Annotated in this window: 22 protein-coding genes; 10 read left to right on the top strand and 12 right to left on the bottom strand. The window is 74.1% G+C overall.

Translation table 11 applies throughout. The annotated features are described in order from the left end of the window. Positions 1-218: 218 nt before the first annotated feature. Complete coding sequence (locus ABII15_RS38695) at positions 219-896, bottom strand: FMN-binding negative transcriptional regulator (RefSeq protein WP_353947373.1); 678 nt, start codon at positions 894-896, stop codon at positions 219-221. 395 nt (positions 897-1,291) lie between these two features. On the opposite strand from ABII15_RS38695, the gene ABII15_RS38690 reads away from it, so the two are divergent. Next, the gene (locus ABII15_RS38690) at positions 1,292-2,644 is read left to right on the top strand and encodes a lysine N(6)-hydroxylase/L-ornithine N(5)-oxygenase family protein (protein ID WP_353947372.1); all 1,353 of its coding nucleotides are present in this window, start codon (positions 1,292-1,294) and stop codon (positions 2,642-2,644) included. Between the two features lie 335 nt (positions 2,645-2,979). After that, a complete protein-coding gene (argB, locus tag ABII15_RS38685; RefSeq protein WP_353947371.1) occupies positions 2,980-3,930 on the top strand; it encodes an acetylglutamate kinase in 951 nt (316 codons plus the stop codon). A gap of 33 nt (positions 3,931-3,963) precedes the next feature. On the opposite strand, the gene ABII15_RS38680 is transcribed toward argB, so the two are convergent. Then, entirely contained in the window at positions 3,964-4,722 is a 759-nt protein-coding gene (locus tag ABII15_RS38680; protein ID WP_353947370.1) for an alpha/beta fold hydrolase, read from the bottom strand. A gap of 283 nt (positions 4,723-5,005) precedes the next feature. Here ABII15_RS38680 and ABII15_RS38675 point away from each other — a divergent pair, with 283 nt between their 5' ends. Both ABII15_RS38675 and ABII15_RS38670 read left to right on the top strand, forming a co-directional pair. Continuing rightward, positions 5,006-5,467 (top strand): nuclear transport factor 2 family protein, encoded by a 462-nt coding sequence (locus ABII15_RS38675; protein ID WP_353947369.1) that lies wholly within the window; start codon positions 5,006-5,008, stop codon positions 5,465-5,467. A 61-nt stretch (positions 5,468-5,528) separates the two neighbouring features. Further along, positions 5,529-5,759 carry a hypothetical protein gene (locus ABII15_RS38670; RefSeq protein WP_353947368.1) on the top strand — a complete coding sequence of 77 codons (231 nt, stop codon included), beginning with the start codon at positions 5,529-5,531 and terminating at the stop codon, positions 5,757-5,759. Between the two features lie 35 nt (positions 5,760-5,794). Here the strand turns inward: ABII15_RS38670 and ABII15_RS38665 are convergent, their stop codons facing one another. After that, positions 5,795-6,391: a ScbR family autoregulator-binding transcription factor gene (locus ABII15_RS38665; protein ID WP_353947367.1), complete on the bottom strand. Its 597-nt coding sequence runs from the start codon at positions 6,389-6,391 to the stop codon at positions 5,795-5,797. 96 nt (positions 6,392-6,487) lie between these two features. Continuing rightward, positions 6,488-7,669 carry an aminotransferase class V-fold PLP-dependent enzyme gene (locus tag ABII15_RS38660; protein ID WP_353947366.1) on the bottom strand — a complete coding sequence of 394 codons (1,182 nt, stop codon included), beginning with the start codon at positions 7,667-7,669 and terminating at the stop codon, positions 6,488-6,490. Positions 7,670-8,083: 414 nt separating this feature from the next. Here ABII15_RS38660 and ABII15_RS38655 point away from each other — a divergent pair, with 414 nt between their 5' ends. From ABII15_RS38655 to ABII15_RS38630, 6 genes are all read left to right on the top strand, one after another. After that, positions 8,084-8,395 (top strand): hypothetical protein, encoded by a 312-nt coding sequence (locus ABII15_RS38655; RefSeq protein ID WP_353947365.1) that lies wholly within the window; start codon positions 8,084-8,086, stop codon positions 8,393-8,395. A 260-nt stretch (positions 8,396-8,655) separates the two neighbouring features. Beyond that, positions 8,656-13,950 carry an amino acid adenylation domain-containing protein gene (locus tag ABII15_RS38650; protein WP_353947364.1) on the top strand — a complete coding sequence of 1,765 codons (5,295 nt, stop codon included), beginning with the start codon at positions 8,656-8,658 and terminating at the stop codon, positions 13,948-13,950. Further along, entirely contained in the window at positions 13,947-15,023 is a 1,077-nt protein-coding gene (gene gntD, locus ABII15_RS38645) for a guanitoxin biosynthesis L-enduracididine beta-hydroxylase GntD (protein WP_353947363.1), read from the top strand. Before ABII15_RS38650 ends, gntD begins: the two co-directional genes overlap by 4 nt. 41 nt (positions 15,024-15,064) lie before the next feature. Beyond that, positions 15,065-16,360 (top strand): ATP-grasp domain-containing protein, encoded by a 1,296-nt coding sequence (locus ABII15_RS38640; protein WP_353947362.1) that lies wholly within the window; start codon positions 15,065-15,067, stop codon positions 16,358-16,360. Then, complete coding sequence (locus ABII15_RS38635) at positions 16,357-18,210, top strand: hypothetical protein (RefSeq protein WP_353947361.1); 1,854 nt, start codon at positions 16,357-16,359, stop codon at positions 18,208-18,210. The genes ABII15_RS38640 and ABII15_RS38635 overlap by 4 nt, the downstream gene beginning before the upstream one ends. Further along, positions 18,207-19,490: an MFS transporter gene (locus ABII15_RS38630; RefSeq protein WP_353947360.1), complete on the top strand. Its 1,284-nt coding sequence runs from the start codon at positions 18,207-18,209 to the stop codon at positions 19,488-19,490. The genes ABII15_RS38635 and ABII15_RS38630 overlap by 4 nt, the downstream gene beginning before the upstream one ends. 67 nt (positions 19,491-19,557) lie before the next feature. On the opposite strand, the gene ABII15_RS38625 is transcribed toward ABII15_RS38630, so the two are convergent. From ABII15_RS38625 to ABII15_RS38590, 8 genes are all read right to left on the bottom strand, one after another. Further along, the gene (locus tag ABII15_RS38625) at positions 19,558-20,028 is read right to left on the bottom strand and encodes a hypothetical protein (protein ID WP_111668632.1); all 471 of its coding nucleotides are present in this window, start codon (positions 20,026-20,028) and stop codon (positions 19,558-19,560) included. After that, on the bottom strand, positions 20,028-20,234 hold the full coding sequence (locus ABII15_RS38620) for a hypothetical protein (protein ID WP_111668633.1): 207 nt from the start codon (positions 20,232-20,234) through the stop codon (positions 20,028-20,030). Before ABII15_RS38620 ends, ABII15_RS38625 begins: the two co-directional genes overlap by 1 nt. Before the next feature lie 14 nt (positions 20,235-20,248). Continuing rightward, a complete protein-coding gene (locus ABII15_RS38615) occupies positions 20,249-21,514 on the bottom strand; it encodes a helix-turn-helix transcriptional regulator (protein WP_353947359.1) in 1,266 nt (421 codons plus the stop codon). A 435-nt stretch (positions 21,515-21,949) separates the two neighbouring features. Next, positions 21,950-22,771, bottom strand: coding sequence for an AfsR/SARP family transcriptional regulator (locus ABII15_RS38610; RefSeq protein ID WP_111668694.1), 822 nt, complete (start codon positions 22,769-22,771; stop codon positions 21,950-21,952). Between the two features lie 150 nt (positions 22,772-22,921). Beyond that, the gene (locus tag ABII15_RS38605; protein ID WP_353947358.1) at positions 22,922-23,767 is read right to left on the bottom strand and encodes a 4'-phosphopantetheinyl transferase superfamily protein; all 846 of its coding nucleotides are present in this window, start codon (positions 23,765-23,767) and stop codon (positions 22,922-22,924) included. Further along, positions 23,764-25,368: a beta-ketoacyl synthase N-terminal-like domain-containing protein gene (locus ABII15_RS38600; protein WP_353947357.1), complete on the bottom strand. Its 1,605-nt coding sequence runs from the start codon at positions 25,366-25,368 to the stop codon at positions 23,764-23,766. The genes ABII15_RS38605 and ABII15_RS38600 overlap by 4 nt, the downstream gene beginning before the upstream one ends. 22 nt (positions 25,369-25,390) lie before the next feature. Continuing rightward, positions 25,391-26,080, bottom strand: a complete 690-nt coding sequence (locus tag ABII15_RS38595) for an acyl carrier protein (protein ID WP_353947356.1) — start codon at positions 26,078-26,080, stop codon at positions 25,391-25,393. Between the two features lie 83 nt (positions 26,081-26,163). Further along, complete coding sequence (locus tag ABII15_RS38590) at positions 26,164-26,361, bottom strand: acyl-CoA carboxylase subunit epsilon (RefSeq protein ID WP_353947355.1); 198 nt, start codon at positions 26,359-26,361, stop codon at positions 26,164-26,166. Between the last annotated feature and the right edge of the window lie 43 nt (positions 26,362-26,404).

Raw genomic sequence — 26,404 nt, 5'->3', positions numbered from 1 at the left:
GAGACCCTCCTGCGTGCTGTGGCGCCGGCTCGCGCCGGTCCGCGGTGAAGCATGGACGCCGTGCTGGACGTGCGCGTCGGGCATGCGTCCCGCGGGGCGAAGGGGCCGGTGCCGAGCGGCGCCGACCGTCCCGCCCGCGGACTGCCTCGCCAGAAAAACATACCGGGTCACTGGTTTGCAACGAGAGGCGTGCCTCGCCGGGCGCTTTCGAGCGCCGCTCAGGCGCCGCTCGAGACCGTCGCGGCCTGCGTCTGCGGCAGCCGGCTCATCAGGCCGGCGGTCTCCCGCTTGTACGTGCAGGCGCTCTGCCCGAACGACTCGCGCACCCGCTCGCGCACCTCGCCGGGCTGTTCCTGGCTGAGCTTGAACATGCCCTCGGCGCCGGTCACGGTGAACCGGAAGGCGCCCACGGCCGGCACGATCTTGCGGAAGTAGTCCAGCGAGCCGGTCATGTCCCAGCCGTCGCCGAAGGCCCCCTCGAAGGCGCGCACCGTGGCCTGCACCACCTCCAGGGTCTCCTCGATCGAGGAGATCTTCTCCACGACGCCGCGTACGTGGACCGAGGTGAAGTTCCAGGTCGGGGCGGCCGGGCTCTTCTCGTAGACGGTGGGCGAGACGTAGGAGTGCGGGCCCGTGAACGTCAGCAGCAGGACGCCGCCGTCCTCCAGTGCGGACCAGTGCGGGTTCGCCCGGTTCATGTGCCCGAGCAGGGTGACGCCCGGCAGCTCGCCGGAGACGTCGGCGGACGTCTCCGGGTCGAAGATGACCGGCAGGTGCGTGGCGAACGGACCGTCCTCGGCGGGGCCGTTGGCCACGGCGAGCGCCAGCGGATTTCCGCGTATCAGGTCCACCATCCACGAACTGTCCGGTTCGCGATAAAAGCTGGGAACGAACATCCGGATGCATCCTTTCAGCCGTGCGCGGAGGGGCACGGATCTGCCGCGGAAAATGACGGATCGCATTGGTGCGGGCCGACCATATCGCCGTCCCGGCGTACAGGACAACGCCCGAATGCGGTGTGCGGAACAACCGCGCAATGGGCGTCCGAAACGGCTCGGAAAAGTCATCGCTCCGGCACATTCTCGCGGCAACCGGCCGGGAATTCGGGCGCGTTCACCAGGAACTCCAGTCCCGCTCGACCGGCTCTGGATCAGCCCTCCGGAAGCGGTTGCCAACATCTTGGCAAGCTTTTGCCAAGCCTCTCCGCACACCCACGACGTGGGGGGCGGCGACAGCACGACGTCTTTCGGCCCACCAGTCGAGATGTCCAGACGCGATGGGGAGTATTTCCATGGACACACCGGGCAGTCTCAGCCAGGAGATCTACGACGTGGTCGGCATCGGGTTCGGCCCGTCCAACCTGTCGCTCGCGGTCGCCCTGGAGGAGCAGGGGGCGAGCTCCGCGCAGCATCCGGTCACCTCCCACTTCTTCGAGCGGCAGCCCAGGTTCGGCTGGCACCGGAACATGGTGCTTCCGTCCACCACCATGCAGATCTCGTTCCTCAAGGACCTCGCGACCTTCAGGAACCCGCAGTCCCGGTTCAGCTTCATCTCGTTCCTGCACGCCTCGAACAGGCTGGTGCAGTTCGTGAACAACCAGGACTTCTTCCCGACCCGGCAGGAGTTCCACCAGTATCTGGAGTGGGCCGCCGCCGGTCTGAGCGACCGGGTCTCGTACGGCACCGAGGTGACCGCGATACGGCCCGTCACCGAGCCAGGGGCCACGACGGCCGGCCTCCTGGAGGTCGAGGCGCGCGACGCCCACGGCACGGTCAGCGTGGTCACCGCACGCAATGTGGCCATCTCCACCGGCCTCGTCCCACGCCTTCCGCAGGGGGTCACATCGGACGAACGGGTCTGGCACAGCTCGGAGTTCCTGAGCAGGTTCAACGCCCAGGACCCGGCCGGCCTCAAGAGCGTGGCGGTGGTGGGCGCCGGCCAGAGCGCGGCCGAGATCACCCGGTTCCTGCACGACAAGCTGCCGCACGCCCAGGTGTGCGCGGTCATCCCCTCGTACGGCTACTCCGTCGCCGACGACACCCCCTTCGCCAACCAGGTGTTCGACCCCACCGCGGTCGACGACTACTACTACGGCACCGAGAACGCCCGGGAGGCGTTCTGGCGCTACCACCGCAACACCAACTACTCGGTGGTCGACTCCGACGTCATCCGCGCCCTGTACCAGCGCGTGTACGACGAGCAGGTCAGCGGCGCCAAGCGGCTGGACTTCCGCAATCTCACCCGGGTCGCCGAGGTGCGGCGGGCCGGGGACCTGACGCGGGTGGTGCTGCGCTCGCTGCTCGACGACAGCGCCGAGGAACTGGCCGTGGACGCCCTGGTCTTCGCCACCGGCTACGACAGCCTGGACCCGGCCCGCCTGCTCGGCGGGACCGACCGGTACTTCCTGCGCGACGCGGCGGGCCGGCACCGGGTGGAGCGCGACTACCGCCTGGTCAGCACGCCGGAGCTGAGCAGTGGCGTGTACCTCCAGGGCGGCACCGAGCACAGTCACGGGCTCTCGTCGTCCCTGTTGTCGAACATCGCGGTGCGCAGCGGCGAGGTGGCCGACTCGATCGTGCTCCGCCGCACCCAGCGCGAACTCGACCGCCCGCTGTCCGGGGACATCTCGCCCTCGGTCGCCTGAGCCGGCCCGCACGCTTCCCCCCTGTCCGCTCGATTCCCTCCAGTGTCCCTCCAGCCCTTCACTGTTCATCAGCGAGCCATAGCCGAGCGAACAGCGAATTCCGGCTCTCCTGTCGTCCGCCGGATTCGTTCGTTCATCGCCGGAATTCTCTTCCGCTCGCCCGTGGCAAAGCGCGATGATGCGGCGCGGCCGAAGCCCGGGCGACAGGAATTCAGGCTCCGGGGAAACGCGTCACCGTCGAACGTTTCGTTCTGTTTCCAGCGCAGAAGGAGTCGTGCTCCCATGAGCGCCCATTGCCCGATCGGCGAATCCGCCACCCGGCGAGCGAGGTTCTGATGTCCCCCAGCACACACCCGGCCCTGTTCAAGGCCCAGTCCGTCGGCGACGCGCTGCCGTGGCTGGCCCGGCACCAGGGACGCACCGTCGTCATCAAGCTGGGCGGGCACGCCATGGTCAACGAGGACCTGACGGCTGCCTTCGCCCGCGACATCGCCTTCCTGCGCTACGCCGGGCTGCGCCCCGTGGTCGTGCACGGAGGAGGACCGCAGATCGATGCCGAGCTCGCCCGGCGCGGTCTGAAACGCGAGTTCAGGGGCGGGCTCCGGGTCACCACGGAGCCCGCGTTGGACGTGGTGCGGATGGTTCTGGCCGGCCAGGTGCAGCGCGAACTGGTGGGCCTGATCAACCGTTCGGGCCCGCTCGCCGTCGGCATGACCGGGGAGGACGCGGACACCGTGCTCGCCAGGCGGCACCGGCCGTGGATCGACGGGGAGCCGGTGGACGTGGGCCGGGTCGGCGACATCACGGGCGTCAACACGGGGGCCCTGGACAGTCTGCTGGCGGACGGCCGGATCCCGGTGGTCTCACCCCTGGCCCGCAGCGTCGAGGACGGCCGGGTCTACAACGTCAACGCCGACACCGTGGCGGCCGCTCTCGCCACCGCGCTGGGCGCCGAGCGGCTCGTCCTGCTGACGGACGTCGCCGGCCTGTACGCGGGCTGGCCGCACAGCGAGGAGGTCATCCCGCGGCTGACCGCAGGGGAGCTGGAGAAGCTGCTGCCCGAGCTGCACGACGGCATGGTGCCCAAGATGACGGGCTGCCTGAACGCCGTGCGCGGCGGAGTGGGCGCCGCCCGGGTGATCGACGGACGGGTGAAGCACTCGGTGCTCCTGGAGATGTTCACCGACGAGGGCGTCGGCACCGTGATCCTGCCGGACCCGGACGAGACCCGGCCCCCCACGGCCGACGAGTGGCGGCCGCGCCGCGAGGTCGTCGGCGCGGCCTGATCCGGGCCGGGCCGTGGCGCGCGGGCGAGGCGCTCAGCCCGCCGCCACCGCCGGAGCGGCCCCGGTGAGCGCCTCGGCACGGCGTACGTCCTGCCGGATCCGGGCGGCGACCTCCGGGAGCCGATCCTTGAAGTAGAAGTGACCGCCGTCGAAGAGGTGCAGGCCGAGGAAGCGCTCGGAGACGGCCGACCAGCCGTCGAGCCGGTGCGGCGGCGCCACCTGGTCGCGGGCGCCGCCGAACACCGAGAGGGGCACCGGCAGCGGCGCGGCGAGCGGCGGGGTGCGCCAGGTCTCGCTGATGCGCAGGTCCGCACGGATGGTCGGCGCGAACAGGTCCCACAGCTCCCGGTGTTCGAGCACTGAGGACGGGGTGCCGCCCATGGCCGTCAGCTCGTCGCGCAGTTCCTCGTCGGACAGCAGATGCCGACGGTTGGCGTCCCCGTCCGGGTGCAGGGTGCCGCGCGCGGACACCCCGAGCCAGACCGGTGGGGTCCGGCCGGCGTCCAGGAGGCGACGCGTCAGCTCGTACGCGACCATGCCGCCCATGCTGTGCCCGAAGAACGCGAAACGGCCGACGAGTTCGCCGTCCAGCTCGTGCAGGAAGTGATCCAGGAGGGCTCCGGTGCTCCTCAGCGCGGGGCGCCCGTCGCGCGGCCCGCGGCCGGGCGCGTCGGGGCTGCGCACGTCCCAGCCGGCCGGGAAGTGGGCCGGCCAGTCCCGGTAGGCCAGGTGCGAACCACCGGAGTGGTGGAACACGAACAGGCGCAGCTCCGGCTCTTCCGCCTTGTGCATGGCGACTCCCTCGACGAGGCACTCACTCCGGTGACCGGCGGTCAGGGCCGGGACGTTCGGACGATAGCCGGGAGGGATGCGCGTCGGCGCCCGGCACCAGCGGGCCTCGACCGGTTCTCGTGGCGCCTTCTCGTGAGGCGCGCGCTCGAGGAGGACTGGACGGGGGTGCGATCCGGCTCCCGGAAGCTGGCGGAACCGAGTCCGGTGTCCCGGAACCCCGCGGACGGCCCGGCCCCTCGGTGTTCCCGGCAGTTCCCGGTACGGACGAAAGCGAGGCCGGACCATGACCGTCGAGTTGGTGAGCACCGGCGAACACACCCCCGGCGGCGAGGAGTTCGCCGCCCTGTACGCGCAGGCACAGCGCTTCTACGCCGATCAGATGCGCATCCTGGACGTGCACGACACCGCGCGCTGGGCCGGCACCTTCACCGAGGACGCCCTCCTGGAGCTGCCCTCCCTGCCCGGCCCACTGCCGGCCCGGGCCGGACTCGCCCGCTACCCGCGCCCGGGCGCGGAGACTCGGCGGCGGGCCGGTGACCGGCTCGACCACTGGATCGGCGTGCTCGACGTGCGGCCGCAGGCCGACGGGACCCTGCGCACGCGCTGCTCGGCGCTGGTGTACACCGTGCCGCCCGGCGCGGCGTCCAGGTCCCTGCACGTGTGTGTCATGGAGGACGTCCTGACGCGCGAGAGCGGCGAGTGGCGCATCGCCCACCGCCGGGTGACCCGTGACGACCTGGCCTGAGCCCACCGCGCCGATCCCCCTGGACGGCGTGCGGGCCGACGAGACACCGAGGAGAACCGCCGTGGCGCACTCAGCTCCCCCTCCCGCCTCTTCTGCTGCTGCTTCTTCTTCCTCCTCCTCCGACGAACTGGTGGCCGCCGCTCTGGAGACGCATCGCGCCCTGTCGCGCGGGCTCGGCAGGAGCGTGCCGCTCGCCGCGCTTCAACCGGCCTGCGGGGCCCGGCAGTTCGCTGCCTTCGTCGCGGTCTACGCCGCTCAGCCGAAACGGGACGAGGAAAAAACAGACCGTTAGCGCTGTTTCTTGGTCGGGGGCGGGCCGGCCCGGGATCACCCTCGCGCCGTGGCCCCGTCCGTGAGCCGCGGCAGCATCAACTCCCAGAAGCGGTCGATCTTCCGGCGGGTGAGCCAGTCGGGATCGCGGCAGCCCAGGACCTCGAAGCCCACGGTGGCCGCCACGACGGTGGGTGCGATCTGCGCACAGGAAGTCCCCTCGGCGAGGCGCCCCTCCCACTCGGCCCGCTGCAGCGTGCGCTCGATCCACCGCTGCCACTGCTGCCGCAGATCGACGTCCCCCCGCGTCCGGGCCGGGTCGCCGGAGAGGGCGAACCCGGCGCGCACGACGGCGTCGCCCACGATGCCGTCCATCAGCCCGTGCGTGGCCTCGACCAGCGCGCGCAGCGGGTCCGGTGCCCGGTCGGCCCGGCAGGTCGTGCGCTCCAGGGCCGCGGCGGCCTCGTGCAGGACGGCGTCGGCCAGCGCCCGTTTGCTCGCGAAATGGAAGTGCAGGGCGCCGGTGCTCACCCCCGCGCGCCGGCTGATCATGGTGAGCGAGGCGAGCGCGAACCCGTCCCGGGCGAACGACTCGGCGGCGGCGCGCACCAGTATCTGACGGGTCCGGACCGCCCGCTCCTGCTTGACCATCATGCTCCTCCTGGCTGCGGGGCGACGCGGCGTACGGGCGGACCCACACCAGGACAGTAACAAACCGCTCGTGCGGTTTCTAGTGGATCCGACGCCTCGTCATGCGCCTCCCACCAGCGTCAGGGCCGGGCGGACCGGAGCCGTGCCGCGGCGGTTCGGGACGTGCCGGTGGGTGCGGGGCCGCAGGTGCGGGTGTGGGACCTCCTGCGCCAGGATCTCGTGCAGCGCCGCGCCGAACCGCTCGATGTCCCGCGGCGCGCTGTCCTGGTGGACGGAGGCGCGCACGGCGGTGGTGAATCCGGGCCCGGGGCGGTACAGAGGTGTCTCCTGGGCGACCGTCTTGCGCACGTCGACACCGCGGGCCGCCAGCCGGCGCCGGATGTGCGCCGCGGGCATCCGCTCGTGCCGGAAGGCGAGGATGCCGGACTGGAGCCGCCCCGGGACGATCAGTTCGGTACCGGGCGCCTCCTCGACCGCGGCGCGCAGCGCGGCCGTCAGCGCCTCGTCCGACGCGTCGGTCCGGTGCTCGGCGAGGGCCGCGCTCAGTGCGACGACGGCCGCTCCGTGCGGTGGCACCAGCGGCACGATCCCGGGTGGGGCGAGCGTCTCGCGCAGTCTGCGGGAGACATGGGCGAACCCGATGAACCGCGGTCCGCGCAGGAACCGCCAGCCGTCGCCGGTCAGCAGATCGCAGCCGGTGCGCGTCACGTCCACCGGCAACTGCCCCACGGCGTACGACGCGTCGACGGCGTACAGGCAGCGATGGGGCGCGAGGATGCGGCCGATCGCCTCGACGGGGTTGACGATGCCGCAGCCCGCCGGCACCTGCGTCACCGAGACGAACGCGACGTCGTCGTCGATGTGCGCGGCCATCCACTCCGTGTCGAGGTCGCCGTCCGGACGCAGCGGGACGACGTCCAGACCGCACCGGGTGCGGTCGCGTACCGCGTAGAGGGCGGTGAGGTTGGCGACGCCCTCGTAAGGCGTCGTCCAGATCCGGTCGTCCGGGCCGAGCGGCAGGCGCGACACCACGGTGGCGAAGGCGTCCGCCGAGCCGGTGAACAGCACGGTGTCGTCGGTCGGCGCCCGCAGCAGGTGGGTCAGGCGCGCGCGGAGCTCGTCGTGCACGACATCGTCCAGGTACTCCTCCAACTCGTGGGGACCGTAGCGGTCTTCGTGACGTGTCCACTCGATGAGGGCAGCGCGGGCGGCGGTGGGCATGGAGCCCAGTCCGGCCGCGTCCAGGTGGACCCTGGGATCGCCGTGGGCCGTCGCAGTCATGTCCGGGGCCTCCCCCCATTCCATGTGGCAACTATGTGCCAGTGAATTGGCATTACCTTGCCAACTCCCCCCGGCAGTTGGCAACATGCGCTCCGGCGGCGCTCTAGCGGAAGGGCCGAAAGGGACAATGCGGCCCGGCGTCGGCGCCCCTGCCGGTTCCCGCCCGATCCGTTCTCCAGCGGTTGCCCAGCTTTGCCAAGGCGTTTCCGGACGGGTCGTCGATCCGCGGCTTCGCAGGCCAGGCGCGTTTCACCAGCGCTTTCCGCGCTCTTTCGGCGGTTCATGGAGTGCCCCTGGCGTCCAAGTCGAGCCGTAATTGACCGATTTGCAAGTGATTCCCGAGAACGCCTTGCCAATCTTCTTGGCAGAAGGTTGCCAAGCGGAAAACGCAGAGTTGTCACAGAGGAGTCAGTCATGAAGCGCATCGCCCGGATCGCCGTCACCGTCGCCGCCGTCGCCACCACCGCCTTCACCGGTCTCGGCATCAGCACCACGGCCGCGTCGGCGCTCAGCCTCGACACGTCGATCTCGGCGGCCCCGGCCGAGGACTGGCCCGTGGCCCCGGCCGTCGCCCCGGCCGAGGACTGGCCGGTCGCCCCGGCCGTCGCCCCGGCCGAGGACTGGCCGGTCGCCCCGGCCGTCGCCCCGGCCGAGGACTGGCCGGTCGCCCCCGCCGTCGCCCCGGCCGAGGACTGGCCCGTCGCCCCCGCCACCGCCGCTGTCTGATCCCCCCGCCCGTGCACGACGGGCGCGCGCCATCGACAACCCCCGCCGGCCACAGGCCGCCGCGGGGGTTTCGGCTGTTCGCCGGGAAGCACGGCTCGCTCCCGGGGCAAACCCCACGCGCGCGAGGCGCCGCCGACTTCGTCCGTGACCAGCGGCTCCACCGCCGCTCAAGTCTTCCGAGACAGGGCCTCGAAGCCCTGTTGCCACCATCTTGGCAAGAAGTTGCCACGCCCAGAGCGCCCGTCGTTAGGAGCTAAGTGATGTCGGTCCTGTCGGTCTCCGACCTCGTCGAGCAGCACGTCCACCTGCGGCCCGACGCGACCGCGCTCACCTACCCGGGTGACGCCGGCGACGTGTCCCTCACGTACGGCGAACTGAGCCTGGCCGCCAACCGTCTCGCCGCCCACCTGCGGGCTCGGGGCGTGGGCCGCGGTGACCGGGTGGTGACGGCGATCGCGCCGGGCCCCGCCATGGTGACCGCGTTCCTCGCCGTCGTGCGGACCGGCGCCGCCTACGTACCGGTCGACCCGGCCAACCCCGCCGAGCGCCGCCGCCTGATCGTGCGGGACAGCACGGCACGCGCCGTGCTGACGCAGGGCGCCGCACCCGATGACTACCGGGGGCTCGACACCGTGGTCGTCGACCTCGACGCCGAGGCCGACGCGATCGCCGCGCGCCCCGCCGCCCTGCCCGAGCCGGCCGCGGGCCCGGACGACGCCGCCTACGTCTGCTACACCTCGGGAACGACCGGCACGCCCAAGGGAGTCGTCGTCCCCCACCGGGCCGTCGTCGACTTCGCCCGGTCCTACGACTACCTGCGCCTGGACCCGACGGACGTGGTCGCCCAGGCTGCCAACCCCGCCTTCGACGCCGTGACGTTCGAGATCTGGACGACGCTCGCCGCCGGGGCCCGCCTGGTGGGCCTGGCCAAGGAGTCCGTCGTCGACCCCGGACGCTTCCAGGAGGCGGTCGCCGCCCACGGCATCTCCACGATCTTCCTGACCACCGCCCTGTTCAACCTCATCGCCCGGGAGCGCCCCGGCGCCTTCGCCCCGCTGCGCACCGTGCTGTTCGGCGGCGAGGCCTGCGACCCGCGCCGGGTGCGCGAGGTGTTCGCGGCGGGAGCGCCCGAGCGGCTGCTGCACGTGTACGGGCCCACCGAGACCACCACCTTCGCCACCTGGCACGCGGTCGACGAGCCGGCCGAGGACGCGCGGACCATCCCGATCGGCCGGGCTCTCGGCACCACCGTCGCCGTCGTCGTCTCCCCCGACGGCACCCCGGTCGCGCCCGGCGCCACCGGCGAACTCCTGCTCGGCGGGCCGGGGCTCGCCACCGGCTACCTCGACCGCCCCGAACTGACCGCGCAGCGCTTCGTCGAGGACACCTTCACCGGCAGCGGCGGCCTGCTCTACCGCACCGGCGACGTCGTGCTGCTGCGCGAGGACGGCGCACTGGAGTTCGTGGGCCGCGTCGACAACCAGATCAAACTGCGCGGGTTCCGCATCGAACTCGGCGAGATCGAGGCGCAGCTGACCGGCCACCCGGGAGTCTCCGCGGCGGCGGTGTCGCTGCACGAGACGCCGGACGGCGACAAGCGGCTCGTCGCCCACGTGGTGCCCGCGCCGCCGGCCGCTGCCGCCGCCGAGCCCGACGCGCAGATCACCGAGTGGAAGGAGATCTACGAGACGCTGTACGACGACGCCGGGTCCGCCGAGCTCGGCACCGACTTCGCGGGCTGGAACAGCAGTTACGACGCGCGGCCGATCCCCCTGGAGCAGATGCGCGAGTGGCAGGGCGCCACCCTGGAGCGCATCCGGGAGCTGCCCCGCCGCCGGGTCCTGGAGATCGGGGTGGGCACCGGCCTGCTGATGGGACATCTGGCCAGGGACCCGGAGTGCGAGGAGTACTGGGGCACCGACTTCTCCGAGCGGGTCATCACGGCGCTCACCGCCCAGACGCAGGCCGACCCCGAGCTCGCCGCGAAGGTCCACCTGCGCCGCCGCGCCGCCGAGGACACCAGCGGCCTGCCCACCGGCCACTTCGACGCCGTCGTCATCAACTCGGTGATCCAGTACTTCCCGGGCCTGGACTACCTGCGCAGCGTGATCGAGGGCGCCCTGCGGCTGCTCGCCCCCGGCGGCGCGCTGCTCCTCGGCGATCTGCGCAACCTCGACCTCGCCCGTACCTTCCAGACCGGCGTGGAGCTGGCCTCCCCCGGCGGCGCGGACAAGACCCGGGACGCCCTGCTGCGTTCCATCGGCGAGCGCGTGGAGCTGGAGACCGAACTCCTCCTCGCCCCGGCCCTGTTCGACGCGCTGGCCCGCGACCTGCCCGCCGTGCGCGCCGTGGACGTACGCGTCAAGCGGGGCGTGCACCACAACGAACTGAGCCGCTACCGCTACGAGGCCGTGCTCTCCACCGCCGCACCGGTCGCCGACCTCGCGGCCGCCCCCGTCCTGCACTGGGGCCGGGACCTCGCCTCCGCCGCCGCGGTGACCACGCGCCTGGAGGCCGGCCGGCCCGCGACGCTGCGGCTGGCCGCGGTGCCCAACCGCCGGGTGCACGAGGAGCACACGGCGCTCGCGGAGCTGGAGGCGGCGGCCGCCCTGCCCGCCGTCGCACCGGACCCCGAGGAACTGTGCGCGGCCGGTGAGCGCCTGGGCTACCTGGCGCTGCCGACCTGGTCGGGGCAGGGCGCCGCACTGCTCGACGTCGTCTTCGTCGACCCGGACCAGGTGCCGGCCGGCGCGCTGACCGGTGTGCACACGGGCCCGGCGGCCGCCGCCGGGACCTGCGCGAACACGCCGAACGCCTTCGACCGCACCGTCGGCCTCGACGTCACTCTCAACGGTTATCTCCAGGAGCGCCTGCCGGACTACATGATCCCGTCGGCCCTGACGCTCCTCGACGAACTGCCGCTGAACGCCAACGGCAAGGTCGACCGCAAGGCCCTGCCCGCCCCGTCGTTCACCGCCGAGCGGACCGGCGGCCTCCCGGGCACCCCCTTGCAGGAGATCGTGCGCGATCTGTTCGCCGAGGTGCTGGGAGTGCCGCGCGGCCAGGTGCACGCCGACTCCGACTTCTTCCGCATCGGAGGGCACTCGCTCGCCGCGGCCCGCCTGCTGTCCAAGGCCCGTACGGTGCTGGGCGCCGACCCCGGAAGCAGGGCGGTGTACGAGGCACCGACACCGGCCGCGTTCGCCGCGCTGCTCGGCGACGCCCCCGCCGCCTGCACCGGTCCCGGCGGCGCGGAGGGCGCCGTCATCCTGCCGCTGCGGCTGCACGGCGCGCTGAACGAGCGGGCCCTCGAAGCCGCCCTGGCCGATCTGGGCAACCGGCACGAGGCGCTGCGCAACTCACGGATCGGCGCGGCCGGCACCCAGTTGCGCACCCTGTCCGCCGACGAGCACCTCCTCGAACTGTCCCTGCCCGCCGGCGCGGTCGACCTGTGGTCGCACCTGCCGCTGGCGGCGGAACTCGCCCGGGCCTACGGCGCCCGCGCCACCGGCGACACCCCGCACCGCTCCCCCGCTGCCCGGAGTTCGGCGCCCCGCGCGAGCCACGGGCACACCGCGCCCACCCCTCTTCCGCACGCTCCCGCGCCGGCTCCGGCCGATCCGCGGCACACCACGTCGGCGGCCGAGCTGGACGCCGCCCTGCACACCCGGCTGACCGCGTTCGCCGCCGAGCACGGCGTCACCGCGTTCATGGTGGCGCACGCGGCGCTCGTCGCCCTGCTCATCCAGCTCGGCGCGGACACCGGCCCGCGCGGCGGGATCACCGTCGCCGCCCCGGTCCCGGCCCGCGACAGCGAGGCGCTGCGCGATGCGGTCGGCCCCTACGGACGCACCCTGGCCCTCACCGTGGACGCGTCGGCGGACACGAGCTTCACCGAACTGCTGCGCCTGGTGCGCGAGACGGACCTCGCCGCCTACCGCGACGGCACGAGCCCGCTCGCCCTGCCGGGCGGTGTCGCCCTCACGGTGTTGCAGGAGAGCGACGTGCGCTTCGAGGCGGCCGGGCTGACCGTGCGCCCCGAGCCGCGGCCCCCGGTGGTGCCCGGCGCCGACCTGGGCCTCACCCTGACCGAGCGGCAGACCCCGGCGGGCGGCTGCGCCGGGATCGGCCTCACCACCGCCTACCCGGCCGCGTCGGTCGACGAGGCCACCGCCGCCTCCCTCACCGACCGCTTCGTCGCCGTCCTGGAGGCCGCGCTCACCGACCCGGCACTCACCGTCGGCCGGCTGCGCCCGGCGCCCGGCGGCGCCGGAGCGGACGGGGTCTGGGCGGGCGCCGACGCCGCACTGCCCCCGGGCGACCCCGCCGCGCTCATCGCCGCCCAGGTGGCCCACGCACCCGAGGCGCAGGTGCTGCCCGCGCTCACGTACGGCGAACTGGACGCCCGCGCCGACCTGTTGGCGCACGCGCTGCTCGCGCACCGGGCGGGCCCCGGCACCTCGGTGCTGACCGCGCTGTCCTCGCCGGCCGCCTTCGCGGTGGCCGCCCTCGCCGTCGCCAGGACGGGAGCGGCACTGCTGCCGGTGGACCCCTCGGACACGGTCCCCGCGCTCCCCGGGCACCTGCGGCCCGTGGTGCTGCTCCTCGACGAGACGGCCGACCTGCTGCTCGCCGAGGTACCCGGCGCGGCGCGTCTGGTGCGCGACGAGGCCGCCGAGCCCGCGGCGGCCGGCCACTGGCCCTTCACCGCCGCCGACCGGCTGCGCCCTGCGGGCGCCGACGACCCGCTGCTGCTGGTGCCCACCGACGAGGGCACGGTCGTGGTCGGCTCCGCCGCCGTCGCCGCAGCGACTCTGGCCCGGCCCGCGGAGGCCGCCTGGCTGGTGCGCGGCTACCCGGACGGGGACGCGGCGCTCGGTCTGCTCGGGGCGCTGGCCTCGGGTGCCCGGGTGCACGTGCCGGACGACTCGCTCATCCGCGCCGTGCCGCACGAGGTGCTCGGCTGGCTGCGCGCGACGGGGGCCCGCACCGTCGTCGGCGGCGCGGACGAGACGCTGTGCGCGCTGCTCACCCTGGCCCGCGCCGAGGGCGCCGAACTGGCCGTCAGCGGCGGCTGGGCGGAGGGCCGCCTGGTGGTCGAGCAGACCGGCGACGGACCCGCCCGCCCCGCCCCCGGCTACCGCGCCCACATCCTGGACGCCGCGCTGCGCCCGGTGGGCCCCGGCGAGACGGGCGCCCTGTACATCGCGGGCGTGGGGGTGGCCCAGGGCTACGCCGCGACGCCCACGACGACCGGGGAGCGGTTCCTGCCCGACCCGTTCGCGGCGCCCGGCACGACGGCCCGGATGTGGCGTACCGGTCAGGCCGCCCGGGTGGAGTCCGACGGCCGGCTGAGCGTCCTCGACGGGCCCGCCGATGACGACCCGTACACCGACGAGTTCGCCACCTTCGTGGTGCTCGCCGACCCCCGGGGCCACCACGCACTGTGGCCGGCCGCGGTCGCCGCCCCCGAGGGCTGGCACGAGACACACCCGGAGGACCTCTACGAACTCTGCCTCGACCATCTCGGCAGCCGGCCGGGCGAGTCCCTGTGACCGCCGCCCGCACCCCCGCACCCGCCACCGCCACCGACCTGCTTCCGGAGAACGCCATGACCCTCACCGCGCCGGCTCCCGCCCCGATCGCCGACGACACCCTCACCGCGGCCCACCACCACGCGCTCGACCTGACGCCGCGTGAGGCCCGCGCCGCGCACGCCCTGGCGGCGGCCTGCCTGAAGACGTACAAGGCGGCCGACGACCCGCGCTTCCTCGACGAGGCGCCGGTGCTCGCCCACGACCTGCCGATCGCGGTACGCCGTCACCTGAACGCGGCGCGGCGCGACGAGGCCACGCACGCCACACTGATCCGCGGCAACCTCGTCGACCAGCAGGCGCTCGGCGCCACCCCGCGGCACTGGAGCGAGGCGGACACCGAGGCGAGCCAGGTGTACGGCTGCCTGCTGGTGCTGTACGCGGCGCTGCTGGGCGACGTCACCGGCTGGGCCACGCAGCAGGCGGGCCGGCTGGTCACCGACATCCTGCCGAGCAAGGGCTTCGAGAACAGCCTGATCTCCGCGTCCAGCGCCCTCGAACTGGCCTGGCACACGGAGGACGCCTTCTCCCCCTACCGCGCCGACTGGGTGGGCCTGCTGGCGCTGCGCAACACGGCCTCGGTCGCCACGACCGTCGCCCACGTCGACCCGCGGCGGCTGCCCGACCACATCCGCGGTGTCCTGGCCGAGCCCCGCTTCATCGCCCTGCCCGACTCCGCGCACGAGTTCGCCGACGGCGCCTTCGTGCCCCGGCCGGTGCCCGTCCTCGAAGGCCACGCCGATCTGCCGGTGCTCCGCATCGACCGGGACTTCTTCCGGGCCCAGGACGGCGACGCGGAGGCCGCCGAGGCGCTGGCCCACGTCATCGCCCACCTCGACGGCAACCTCACCGACGTCGTCGTGCCCACCGGCGCGGTCTGCTTCGTCGACAACCGCAACGTGGTGCACGGCCGGCGCTCCTTCCGCGCCGGGTTCGACGGCGGGGACCGCTGGCTCAAGCGGGTCAACCTGGTGCGCGATCTGCGCCGTACCCGTCCCGGGCGCCTGGACGGCGCCACCCGCGTCATCGGCTGACCGCAGCCTCCCCCGCCCGCACCGGACCTTGGAGTACGACCATGAACGCCACCCTGACCCTCGTCCCCACCCTCGCCCCCGCCGCTCCCGTCGCCCCGGTCGCGGTGCCCACCGTCCTGTTCGTGGAGAGCCGCCGGGCCACCTTCACCGACCACGTCCTGGACCGCGACGACGTGAACGTCGTCCTGCTGCGCTTCGACTCCGTGCCGCTGACCGAGGAGTACGTCCGGCGGACCGCGCACGTACCGACGTTCACCCTGAACACCTCGGCCCCCCTGGAGGACGAGGCGGCCCGGTACCTGCGCTGGGTGAAGGGCACCCCGGCGCTGCCGCGGCCCCGCTTCTTCTGCAACCCCAACGAGGCGCTCCAGGCCGACGCCCAGCGCTTCGCACAGCTCGTGGACCTGCCGCACCTGAGCCAGGAACAGGTCGGCTGGGTCCGCGACAAGACGACGATGAAGGACCGCTACGCCGAACTCGGCATCCCGCACGCCCGCTACCGGGCGGTGACGACGAAACAGGACGTGGTCGCCTTCGGCGAGGAGTCCGGCTGGCCGGTGATCCTCAAGCCGATCGACGCGGACTCGTGCATCGGCACCTACCGCCTCGACACCCCGGCCGACGTGGCCGGCGTTCCGGACCTCGACCCGAAACTCCGGTGGATGGCGGAGGAGTACATCAAGGGGCAGGAGTTCCAGCTGTGCGCGGTCGTCACGCGCGGCGTCGTCCTGGACGCGTACCTGTCGAAGAACCCGGTGCCGATCCTGGAGGTCCTCGACGGCAAGATCAACGCCAACATCACGTACGCGCCGAGCGAGGAGATCCCCGTCGACGCGCGGGAGCTGGCGCAGCGGCTCACCGACGGACTCGGGATCCCGCACGGCTATCTGCACGGCGAGTTCTTCCTCAAGGAGGACGGCTCGTTCGTGATGAGCGAGGTCGCGGCGCGGCTCAGCGGCTGCGAAGTGCCGATGAACCACGGCCTGGCCTACGGCTTCGACTTCCTCCACGTCATCCTCGACACCTACCTGGACCGGGTGCCGCACCCGCGCTACACCAACGACCGGGCGGTGGGCGACCTGCTGCTGCCGACCCGTCCCGGCCGGGTGACGCACATCAGCTCCGCGCAGGAACTGCTGCGGCTGCCGGGCGTCATCGGCGCGCACCTGACGGCCGCCGTCGGCGACGTACTCGACCCGCCGCGCGCCTCGCACGCCTCCACCGGCTACGTCCACGTGGAGGGGGCCACCGCCGCCGAGGTGGAGGAGCGGATGCACGCGGTGCTGCGGCACTTCGAGCTGACGGTGGCCGAGACGGGCGAGGGGCCCGCGTCATGAGCGTCTTCGCCGCGCACACCGAACCGGACGCCTACGCACAGGCGGTGAAGGCGTACGGGCAGGGCGGGCCGCTGCCGGTGTGGACCGGGGAGCGCGCCGACCTGCTGGAGGGCATCGCGCTGGCCGAGCAGGTGTACACCGGCCGCCGCACGCCCGCCCCGGCCGACACCGGCCTGGTCCTGGACCCCGAGCTGCCCGAGGCACTGCTGGAGCTCGCCCGGCCGCTGGCCCGCCGCTGGGTGCACGACGCGGACGGGCTGCCCGGGGAGGGGTCGGTGCTGCTGCTCGGGTCGTACGCGCGGCTGCGCGGCGACACGATCCAGCCCCTGCTCGACGCCGCGCACACCACGGGGCGGGCGGTGTTCCAGCTGACGGGCCGTGATGTGCACAGCCTCAGCTGGGTGGTGGCCAAGCAGTACGCGCAGGTGGCGGCCGACGCCGAGGTCGGCGTCGTCTCCGAGCTGGACACGGCCGCCCCGGCGGCGGGCGCGGACGTGTGGTGCGGCGCGCAGGACGTGCAGCGCCTGGACGTCCGGGACCTGGCCCTCGGCCGGGTGTGGCGCCGGGTCCTCTTCCACGGCAACGGCAAGGACGACCAGCTGAATCTGGGCCAGTTCACGCTGTGCGGGGCGAGTCCGGTCCCGGCCGCCCCCGGCGCGGCCGGCCCCAAGTGCGCCTACGGTCTGGGCTGCACCAAGCCCATGGACAAGCTGATCCCCGCCCGCTCCGTGCGGGCGGCCGAGTTGGTGCTCGCCAACTGCTTCAGCGGGGCCACGGCGGGCCACGCCATGTACGACCCCAAGTACCTGATCCTGCTGAACGCCCTGGACGGGCCGGCCCAGACCGTCCTCGCAACCCTCACTGCCTGCGACGGACAGCGGCCGGAGAACCTGGTGTGGCTGGACGGCGCCCGCGGGGCGGGCAACACGGCCTCGGCCGTCAACGAGGCGCTGCGCGACATCAATCCGTACCCGGCGTTCACGCAGGTGGGCCTGGAGTCCTCGGGAGCCCCCGCCGCACCGGGGCCCGGGGCAGGGGAGGAGCGGAGCCCCGCCGACGGGCTCGACGTGCACGCGCTCGGCGCCCGTCTGACGGGGCTGCTCGACAGCGGCCTGCTCGGCCAGGACCATCCGCTGCGGCCCCGGCTGCGCTCCCTCGCGGACACCCTGCTGCACGACGTGGTGCGCACCGTGGCGCTCGCCGCGCCGGAGGCCGCCGCGTCCGCGGCGGCGATCGCCCGGGAGACCACGTCCCTCGACCTGGCGCTCGCCCACCGCTTCGCCAAGCACCACGACGACCCGGTGCTGCAGTTCCCGACCTACTTCGGTGAACGCAGCGTCGCCGACGCGCCGTACGACCTGGACGTGCCCTGCCCGTGCGGACGTCCGCTGCGGGCCTACCGCCGGCGCGGCCGGGTGCCCGCGATCACGGACACGGTGCAGGTGGTGTGCGCCCGCTGCGGCGACGTCGCCAACGCGCACGACGGCGCGGCGCCGCTGGAGGTGACGGCGGCCGACACCGTCGTCGCGGGCTCCGCCCTGGACGTGGTCGTGGAGACCGTGGCGCGGCGGGCCGGCACGGTCAACCTCGGCATCGTGCTGCCGGTCTACCTGGACGCCAGGGCCGCCCCGGTGCTGCGCCGGGTGGAGGCGGCCGGCCCCGGCGACCGGGTGCGTACCACGTTCACCCTCGCGGTGGCGTCCGGAGCGACCCCGCAGGCGTACTACTTCTGTCCCTACGCGGTCCAGGACCTCGGCATCTCGGTCTCGCGGGTGCACTTCGCCGTCGCCCCCGCGACCGGCACACGGACGACGGCCCCCGCGGCCGGAACGGAGCTCACACGCGCATGAACGGCATCACGGACAGCACGGGGTCGTGGACTCCCCTGCGCCACGGGTCGTTCCGGAACCTGGCCGCGGGACGCATGCTGGTCTACTTCGCCAACGCGATGGCGCCGGTCGCCCTGGCCTTCGCGGTCCTGGACACCACGGGCCGCGCCACGGACCTCGGCCTCGTGGTCGGGGCGCGGTCGCTGGCGAACGTGGCGCTGCTGCTGGTCGGCGGCGTGGTGGCGGACCGGGTGCGGCGCACGCTCGTCCTCCAGGGTTCGGCGCTGGCCGCGGCGGGTGTGCAGGCGGCCATCGCGGTGAGCGTGCTGCTGGACGCGACGTCCATCGCGCTGCTCGTGGTGCTCAGCGTCCTCAACGGCGCGCTGGCGGCGCTGTCGCTGCCCGCCTCCGCCTCGCTCACGCCGCAGACGGTGCCGCACGACCTGCTCCGTCCGGCCAACGCGGTGATGCGCATGGCCACCAACATCGGTGCGATCGCCGGGTCGTCGCTGGCGGGCATCGTCGCCGCCGTGTTCGGTCCCGGGTGGGGGCTGCTCGGCAACGCGGTGGCGTTCACCGGGGCCGCGGTCTTCTTCTCCGGGGTGAAGGCGGCCGGGGAGAAGTCCCCCGCGCCGGCCGAGCGGGTCCGCCCGCTGCGGGAACTGGCGGAGGGCTGGAAGGAGTTCACCGCGCGCCGCTGGGTGTGGATCGTGGTGGTGCAGTTCATGGTCGTCAACGCGGTGGTCGCGGGCGGCATCCAGGTGCTGGGCCCGGTGGTCGCCGACGACACCTTCGGCCGTGGGGTGTGGGGCGCGGTCCTCGCCGCGCAGATGCTGGGCGCGGTGGCCGGCGGGGTGCTCGCGGCCCGGTCCCGGATCCGGCACGCCCTGCTGGTCGGTGTCGCGCTGGTGGCGGTCGAGTCGCTGCCGCTCGTGGTGCTCGCCGAGGCGCCCGGGGCCCTGCTGCTCAGCGTCGCGATGTTCGCGAACGGCGCGGCCCTGGAGCAGTTCGGGGTGGCCTGGGACGTGTCGTTGCAGGAGAACGTCCCGGCGGACCGGCTGGCACGGGTGTACTCCTACGACGCGCTCGGCTCGTTCGTCGCGCTGCCGCTCGGCGAGATGGCCGCGGGCCCGGTGGCCGCCCACTTCGGGGTGCGGAGCACGCTGCTGACGGGCGCCGCGCTGGTGGTGGGGGTGACGGCGGCGGCACTGTGCAGCCGCCAGGTGCGGACCCTGACCACGGGCCGCTCCGTCGAACGGGCGGCGGGCCGGGAGCAGACGCACGAAGCGGCGGTGACGTGAGACGTGGGCGCCCCGGGGCGTGGCGGGCCCCGGGACGCTCACGTCCCGCGTCGGTGGGCGACGGACCTCAGCCGCTGGGGGCGAAGTGGGCGTCGATCTCGTCCGCGGTGGCGGCAGGATCGGCGACCAGGACGGACCGTTCGTCGTCGGTGTGGTGACGGGTGGACACGGCGGGGCAGCGGCGGCAGGCCGCGAGGCCCGCCTGCCCCCACCACTTGCAGTCCGCCCGCAGATGGCACCGGGGAAGGCTGCGGGACTCCTGCTCGGGGAACCCCGCCACGACCCGCTCGATCAGGGTGCAGTCGTCGCCGCGCCGGTTGGCGCACGAGGCGACGCAGTGCGAGGCGAACCGGAGGATCCTGCGGGGCTCGATGTCCGCGGGCACCATGCCGAGCGCGGTGGCGGCCGGTACGGGTTCGGCCAGGTAGGCCACCTGACCGTCCGCGCCGGAGCGCACTCCCAGCAGCACGGACTCCGGTGCGTCGGCGACGCCGCTCGGACACCAGGAGGTGCCCGCGCCGTCCTCGGTGCCGGTCATCACATCCTGCCGACGGACGTGGGCGCCAGCTCACCCGTGTCGGCGGCCCGCTCCAGGGCGACGGCCTGCTGGAGGCTCTGCTCCAGCTGCGTGGGCGAGGAGATGCACTGGGGTGCGGCGGTGGCCGACGCCGCGCCCGCGAGGACGAGACCGGTGGCCAGCGCGGCGGCCGCGGCGGCGCCCGCGGTCCTACGGGAGTTCTTCATGGATGTCCCTCCGTCTACGTGGATGCTGCCTGACCGCCCAGCGTGGCGGCCGGTGCTGCAGAGGAGGTCGAACCGTGCTGGAGCGCGGAGAGCGTCTTGGCGAGGATGCGCCAGATCTCGGCGGCGAGGTCGATCATGGCGTCGGCCTGGGCCTGCTCGGCGAGCGTGCGCAAGCCGTCCACGCCGGTCATGTCACCTGCCATGACGCGCAGTTGGTGGCGCAGGACGTCGAGCCTGACCTGGTCGACGTAGGACATCCGCAGGGGCTGCGCCTCCAGGTCGGCGAGCAGGACGCGGGCCTCGTCGTACCGCTCGGTCCGGAAGGCGATGTCGGCCTTGAGCGCGGTGAGCTGCTGGCGCAGTCCGTCGGTGCCGACGAAGGAGAGGGCCTGTCCGGCGGCCGCCGCGCATCGTTCGGCGGCCTCGGGGTCGGCGGGCGTCTTCAGCAGGTACAGCCGTCCCGCGCTCAGCCGCAGCCGCAGCCACAGCACCAGGTCCTCGCTGCTGGGGAACCGGTCGAGGGCCTGTTCCAAGTGCGCCTGCGCGCCCTGGTGGTCGCCCTGGCGGGTGCGTACGGAGGCCGCGGTCCATACGGCCTCCGCCCACAGGGTGTCCGTGCGGCCCTCGACGAGGGCGGTGAGTTCGTCGGCGTGCGCGCGGGCGTCCGGGAGCCGGCCCGCCTCGGCCTCCACCGATACGAGGGCGAGGAGCACACCGGCCCGGTCCTCCACGCCCAGGGAGTGCTCCCGGGCGAGGCGGTGGGCGGTGACGGCGGCGTCGAGGGCCGCGGAGATCTCGCCGAGCGTGCGCAGGCAGCGTGCGAGCCGGTTCAGGCCCCGTACGCGCAGGGCGGGAAGGTCGACCTCGTCGCCGAGGGCGACCAGGTCGTCCAGGTACGCCCGCTCCGCCGCGTGGTCGCCCTGGAGCCTGCGATGGCGGGCCAGTTGCCACAGGGTCTGCCAGCGCAGCACCGGTGACTCGTGCGCCTCGGCGGCCAGCGCGTCGCGCAGGGTGTCCATGGCGTCGTCGGCCCCGGTGGAGGCGGCGAGGGTGAGCGCGTTGGCCAGGGAGCCGCCCGCGGGTTCCTCGAAGTCCGCCGGCTGCACGCCGAGTCGGGCGGCGAGGTGGGCGACGGCCCGGTCCGTGGGCTGGCGGGCGCCCGACTCCAGGCGGGAGAGATAGCCGGTGGACATGCCGTCGCCGGCCAGGGCGGTCTGGGAGAGCCCCTGCGCGAGGCGCATCTTCCTCAGGCGTTGGCCGAACGCGGGCTGTCGGAGCATAAGCGGCTTCCCTCCGGGAACACGGGCCCAGCGGCGGGCTGTGGGCCGCGAACGGCCGGTGTCGTCATGACCGCGTCGAGCGTAGAGCGGCGGGCAACAGCCGGGCAAACGTTTGCCATGGCCGTGCCCCGGCCCTCGGTCCGGGTTCACGCGTTTCTCCAGCGGAGGTCCAGCGGAGGTCCAGCGGATCAGGGCAGGATCTCCAGCACCGTCGGCCGGCGCCTGCGCCCGCGCCTCGTCCAGCCTTTCGGGGGTCGCCCATGACGTATTCGATTCCTGTGCACCGCGACGTGCTCCGGGGCGGAGGCACCTCCCGGGGGGCTCCGCGGCACACGACGTCCGACGACGACTGGCCATGACACGCCGAACCCCCGGCCCGTCGGGGCCGGGGGTTCGTGGTTCCCGGGAGCAGGGGGGGCGGGTTCGGGTGGCCGCTCAGGCCGCGAACAGGTCGAAGGTCGAGCCGTTGCGCGGTCCCGCCAGGACGTCCAGCTGCGGGTCGACCGCGAGCATCGCCTGGTGCATGCGCTGCAGTTGCGGGGACGGCTCGACGCCGAGTTCCTCGACCAGGGCGCGTTGCAGCCGGCGGTAGGCGGCGAGGGCGGAGGCCTGCCGTCCCGAGCGGTACAGGGCCAGCATGGACTGGGAGTGCAGGCCCTCGTGATGCGGATGACGCACCGTCAGATCGGTGAGTTCGGCGATGAGTTCGGCGTGCCGGCCGAGCCGCAGGTCGGCGTCGATGCGGCGCTCCACGGTGACCAGCCGGCTCTCCCGCAGTCTTCGGACCTCGATGTCCAGGACCGGTCCGGCCTTCACGTCCACGAGGGGGGCACCGGACCACAGGTCGAGTGCGGACCGGAAGCGGGCGGCGGCCACTTCGTTGTCCCCGGTGGCGAAGGCGGCCTGGCCCTCGCGCGCCAGCTTCTCGTACCGGTAGACGTCGACGCAGTCCTCGGCGATCTGCAGCAGGTAGCCGCCGTGGCGGGTGGCGAGGACGTCCCGGACGCCGGCCGGGGCGCCGGGGCCCATGGCCGTGCCGAGCTTGCGGCGCAGTTGCAGGATGTAGGTCTGGAGCGTCGTGAGCGCGCTCGCCGGCAGCGCGGTGTCCCACAGCTCCTCCATGAGCGTGGGCACGGGCATGACGCGGCCCGGGTACAGGGCCATGAGCGACAGGATCTGCCGGGGCTTGCCGGCCGTCGGGACGATCGAGGTGCCGTCCACCTCGGCGCTCAACGGACCGAGAATCTTGATCTGCACGGCGTCCTCCACCCTCATCGAGTTCCTGGTCCGAGTTCCTCCGGCGTCCGAAAACCGGGCCGCCCAGCACGCTAGCGGGGTCCGTCGTCCGACGCGTTTTCCTCTAGCGGCCTTCTAGCCGAAGTCCACGCGCCCTGACCGGGGCCGCGGTCAGGAGGCGCCCGGACCCAGCGGCTCGGGCAGGTCGATGTGGTGCGGGGCATCGCGGGCCCAGGGGAAGCCGTGGTGGAGTTGCAGGGCGGCCGGCTCGTCGTCGCCGCCGGTGTCGGCGGGAACGGCGATCGCGACCAGCACGTCGGGGACCGGCTCCAGTTCCAGGAACCGCCAGCGGGCGAAGGGGTCGCCGGGCGGCGGGCGGAAGCCGGTCACGCCGCTGCCGTCGGCGAGGGTGAAGGCGAATTCGTCGAAGGGCAGCCCGAGTCCGAGGCCCCGCGCCTTGGAGTAGGCCTCCTTGAGGGTCCACAGCCGCAGCACCCGGCGGTCCCGGTCGCGGCCCGGCGCGGCGCGGGCGACCCACTCCCGCTCCTCGGCCGCGAAGGTGGACGCGACGGTGCCGAGGGCCTGCGCGTCCCGGCCGAGGAGTTCGACGTCCACGCCGACCCGGTGCCGGCGCACGATGCCGAGCAGGTTGTAGCCGTTGGCGTGCGACAGGTTGAAGTCCAGGTGGCCGCCGCCGCGCGGCAGTCCGCCGGGAAGCGGCCGCAGGAAGGGACGCCCGCGCGGGGAACGCCAGATCACCAGCTCCGCCTCGGCGAGTCCGGCCTCCAGCGCCAGTGCCCGCCGGACCAGGGTGTGGGCGACGAGGTACTGCCGGCGGTCGCGTTCGAAGAGGAACTGGCCGGCTGTGCGCCGTTCCTCCTCGTCGAGCCAGTTCTTCGCCAGGACGCTCGCCAGGTCCGGCGGGAGGTCCTCGTTCGGGCACAGCCAGATCTTCACGGGCGCGCTGGTCCCGGCGGGCGCGGCGGCGTACGGCCGCTCGGTCGCGGTCAGGGTCATCGGGCCGCGCCGTCACTGGTCGCGGGCACGGCGTCCGCCGGGCCGGGCAGCATCGCGGAGCCGGGCAGGGGCACGGCGGGGCGGCCGTGGGTCTCCTCGCCGCGGGTCACGTCGACCCCGGCGAGCCAGAGCCGGGCCAGCGCCGCGAGGCGGCCGCCCCGGCGCAGGGCCGCGAGGTAGTGCGCGGTCTCGGGCAGCTCCGGGTCGAGGAGTCCGCTCGCGCCGCTCCCCCGCAGGTCAGCGCTGGGCTCGGGAGCGGTCCCGTCGGCGAACTCCCTGAGCTCTTTGGCGAGTTCGCCCGTCGTGCGCACGATCAGGGCGAGGCGGCAGGGCAGGGCGGCGCGGCCGATGCGCAGTTCCGTGGCGAGATCGGCGAGCGCGGGAAGGGCGTCGGCGGGCGCGCCGAGCCGGTCGGCGAACCGCCGTGCGGTGGCCGCCAGATGCCGCGGTGTGGGCGCCGACAGCAGGATCAGTTCGGGCCGTCCCGGTGCCGCGGCGGTGCCGCGGGCCTCGGGTCGGTGCTCGGGCGGCTCCTCCAGGATCACGTGGGCCGCGGCGCCGTGCTCCCCGCGTACGGCGACGGAGGCGCGGCGGGGCAGCGGGTGTCCCTGCGGGTCGCGAGGACGCGGCCAGGCGGCCGGCGCCGTCCGGCCGGGCGCCGGCAGGAGGGTGCCGCGGCCGATCTGGAGGACAGCACGGCAGAGGGCCTCGAAGCCGGTGGCGGCACCGGCGGCGCCGGATTCGACCGGTGTCTCGCACACGGCGATGTCCGCGGTGCCGAGGTCCGCCGCGGCCCGGGCCCGCCGGGCGAGCCGGGCGTCGGCGTCGGCGGCGCGTCCCGCGTGCGCGAGGGCGCCGCCGCGGACGACCGCGTGGACCGTGTCCCCGGCCGCCCGCGCCGCGGCGAGGGGCCGTACGAGCACGGCGCCCGCGCAGGCCGCGTCGACGGCGGCGACCAGCGCCGCGGCGCAGTCTCCGGTGCGCAGCGCCGCGGTCGCGAGGTGCAGGGCGGCGAGGAAGGACGAGGCTCCGGTGTCGACGCAGTGGCCCGGTCCGCGCAGGCCGAGCAGGTCGCAGAGGCGGCCCGGCAGGGCCCCGCCGCAGGCGGCACCGAGCGGGCCGTGGGCGAGGTACACGCCGACCGAGCGGGGCTCGCCGTCGGCCGTGATGAGGGCGTCGAGGCGGGCGCCGACGTGTCCGGCGTCCTCCAGGGTCCGCCAGACCGTCTCCAGCAACACCCGCTCCTGCGGGGCGAGTCGGGCGGCGGTGTCCGGGTCGATCCCGAAGAAGGCCGCGTCGAACCGTTCGGGGTCCGGCGAGGACGCGGACCGCCGCTCGGCACCGCCGTCCAGGGCGGTGCGCCAGTAGGCGTCGAGGTCGTCCGCGTACGGGAACCGCCCGTGGACGGCGGTGATCGCGTACGCGTCCGGGACCGGCACGGTGCTGTCGGGTGCGGGTGCGGGTGCGGGTGCGGGGTCCGGTCGCGGCGCCGGGGCGGGTTCCCCGTCCGTGGCACCGGGGTGGGCGGTCAGCAGTGTCACCGCCTGTTCCCGGGCCAGCGTGCCGCTCTTGAACCGGGTGAGTATCTCCCTGGTGTCCATGGGGATCCTTGTCCGGGCGGGGTCAGGCGGACCGGGACGCCAGCAGGGCGGTGGCCTCGTCGACGGTGAGCATGTCGGCGCGCACGGCGTCGAGCAGCGCGGTCACCTCGTCCGGGGTGAGGGCGGGCGGGGCCGGCGGGACGGCGGCGTCCACCGGCCGGGGGGCGGCCGGTCCGGCGCCGGCCGGGACGCCCGCGATGTGCGCGGCCATCGCCGCGAGGTCGCGGTGGTCGTACAGCGTGGCGGGCCGCTCGCAGAGACCGAAGGCGTCGTTGACGCGGGCCACGAACTCACCGGCGAGCAGGGAGTCGAGGCCGAGCTGGGGGAAGGGGACGGCCGGGTCGATGTCGCGCGGGTCGCAGCGCAGGATGTCCGCGAGCTGTGCGCGCAGGGTGGCGCGCACCTCGGACTCCGTGCGCGCGGCGCGCGGTGCCGGCAGCAGGGTCCGTACGTGGCGGGCCAGGGCGTCCGGTGTCGGGTGGTCGTAGAGCGCGGCGGCCATGACACCGGTGCCGAAGCGGGCGTTGACGGCCGCCACCAGTTCGGCGGTGCGGATGGAGTCGAGGCCGAACGCCTGGAAGCGCCGGTGCGGGTCGATCCGCGCGGGCTCCACCCGCAGCACGGCGGCGAGTTCCCCGGTCACTCCGGCGAGTACGTCGGCCGTGGCACCGGCGGATGCCTCGTGCCACGTGGTCCGCGGCTCGCTGGTCATGGTGGACGCCTCCTGGATCGGTGTCGTTCTCCTGCGGGACGGGTCCGGGTCGGGCACGGCGGACCGCGGCCGTACCCGGCGGGTCATCGCCAGCTGTGCGGTGCCTGGTAGTCGTCGAGCCGCAGACGCCGGCGGCGGGGGCGCGGTCGCCCCTCGGCGCGCTCCGCCCGCGCCCGCGCGCGCAGGGTGAGCAGGACGACCGTGAGCACGGCGAGTTCCTCGTCACTGGCGCGGCCCCTCTCGACGCGGATGCCGAGCATGCCGTGGTTCGCATCGCCCATGGCCCCTCCTCCGGCGGTGGGGCCAGCGTCCACGACCCGGCTC

This window comes from Streptomyces sp. HUAS MG91 (assembly GCF_040529335.1).
Taxonomy (GTDB): domain Bacteria; phylum Actinomycetota; class Actinomycetes; order Streptomycetales; family Streptomycetaceae; genus Streptomyces; species Streptomyces tabacisoli.
The sequence above is the reverse complement of the archived record's forward strand: the minus strand, read 5'-3'. Positions and strand labels throughout refer to the sequence as shown.